Source organism: Mycobacterium sp., assembly GCF_049673265.1.
Classification (GTDB): domain Bacteria; phylum Actinomycetota; class Actinomycetes; order Mycobacteriales; family Mycobacteriaceae; genus Mycobacterium.
The window spans coordinates 1-2007 of the sequence record NZ_JBATXN010000180.1 but is presented as its reverse complement, the minus strand read 5'-3'; the positions used below and the strand labels follow the sequence as shown (position 1 = coordinate 2007).

Sequence of the window (2007 nt, the reverse complement as noted above, 5' to 3'; positions counted from 1 at the left end):
GGTCCTTGATTTTGGCCACGACCTCTTCGATGTAGAGCGGTATGCCGTCGCAGCGGCGACGCACCTCCCGTCTGGCATCCAGCGACATCGCGGGATCAAGCGAGAAGATCAGCTCTTCGGCCTGCTCGCCGGTGAGCGGTCGTAATTCGAAGACCTGAACCAGGTCCGGCAACGAAACACCTTCGCGTCCGGTGACAACGACCAGCAGCCGACCGGAGTCCGCACACAGCAGTTTGTTGACTATCTCGATGGTGTCGGGATCGAACCAGTGCAGGTCTTCGATCACCACCAGGCCAGGTCCATCGCCGAAGCAAGCCAACAAGTACTCGTAGACGGCGCACGCAATGCGTTCGTGCAGTGGGCTCCCTTCGATCGGGACCGGCTCGTATCCGGCCGTCGGGGCGATGGCCAGCACTGGCGCTAACAGCGGAATCATCTCGGCCGGATCCAGTTGGCGCGCAACTATTTCCGCCTCTAGCTTCGCTAGCCGCTCAGCGGGATCGGATGTGCGCCCGATGTCGCAGCGTCGTTCCAGCAACCTGCGCACCGGACGCAAACCGACGTCAGTGTGGAACGGCGACCCGAACAACTCCAGCACAACCGCGTCGTACCCAGCGGCCTTCGCGATGGCCGCGGCGGCCAGCCGACTCTTGCCGATTCCGCCCTCACCCAGGAAAACCACACCGGGTGTTGTCAGCGTGCCGGCCAGGGCTCGAGACCAGGCGGTCTGCAGGTACTCGACCTCGCGTTGACGACCGATCAGTGAGCCGAGCGCGTGCCTTGTCGGATCGAGCTCGCCGATTGCTCGAAAGTAGGCAACCGGATCGTCAACACCCTTGACGGGCTGGGGTTCTCGCTCTTCCAGGCAAAAACTCTCCCGGACGAGCCTCGCGACTGCCTCGGATACCGCGACCGTGCCGGGCTCGGCCAAGCTGCACATGCGAGCTGCGAGGTTGGCCCCCAGCCCGTAGACGTCGTCCTGCGCGGTGTCTAGGTAGACCAAGCCGCGGTGAACGCCGACCCGAACATCGATGTCGAAACCGAATCGCTGGCACACCCGTTGGCTGAGCGCGGCCACAGCGCTCGTGATGTCAAGTCCCGCGCGTACTGCCCGAATGATGTCGTCCTCGTGGGGTATCGGATGACCGAACACCGCGAGCAATCCGTCACCCTTGGTCGATCCGACATGACCCTCGTAGCGATTGACGACGCGCAGCACCTCGTCTCGGTAATGCCCGACAACGGTGCGGTACGTCTCCGGTTCGGTGCGGGTCGACAACGCCGTGGAGTCCACCAGGTCGGCGAACATGATTGTCAGCCGGCGAATTGCTCCCCCGGCGGCGGGAGCGGCGAGTAACTCCCCGGCGTCGAGGTTGCTCGCATCGACGGCTAGCACCTGGCCGGCGAGTGCGTCCGCTGTGGCGCGGTCGCCGCGATTGATCGCTTGTACTGCCCGGTCAAGCAGTTCGTCAATGGTCGGTGCAGGCGTACGGCCGTTCACAGCTCGACGTCGTTGATCGTCACGGTCTCCGCGCTGGACGGAGTGCCCGCAGGAGTCACGGTGGTCAGCCGAACCGATCCGGAGTACGAGCGACCGCCCAGACTCGGATCCTTGACCGCCATTTGGAATTGTGTCTCCCCCGCCTTCAGCACGTGGGGGATGAACTCGATCTGCTGGTCCGGGATCTGCACGGTGTTATCACCGACCTGTACGAAGGAAGTGGCGACCTCGAGATAGCGCGGGTAGGTGGGATCGGCTTTCACCGTTATCGGATCCGACGGCGTCGGCGCCGAATCCCCTTTCAGCCCAAAGTGCGGCCCGGACACGGCTGCCTGAACCAGCCCCGCCCAGCCCTGCACGGACAGTGCGAAAAGGCGGTGCATCGCCTTGATCCGATCGTCGAGAGTGAATGTCCCGGCATCGATTTCGTTGGCCGCCGCTTTCGCCGTGGCCTGGAATTGGCTGAAAACATCACCGGCGGCGGTGAGTGGCTCTCGAAATGGCTG

At 63.8% G+C, this 2007-nt stretch carries 2 protein-coding genes; both read right to left on the bottom strand.

Annotated features, from left to right (window positions below):
• On the bottom strand, window positions 1-1501 hold a 1501-nt coding region (locus WBF82_RS06325), incomplete at its 3' end, for an adenylate/guanylate cyclase domain-containing protein (protein ID WP_424382218.1).
• Window positions 1498-2007 (bottom strand): hypothetical protein (locus WBF82_RS06320; protein ID WP_424382217.1); only part of this gene is annotated, 510 nt, incomplete at its 5' end. The genes WBF82_RS06325 and WBF82_RS06320, both read right to left, overlap by 4 nt.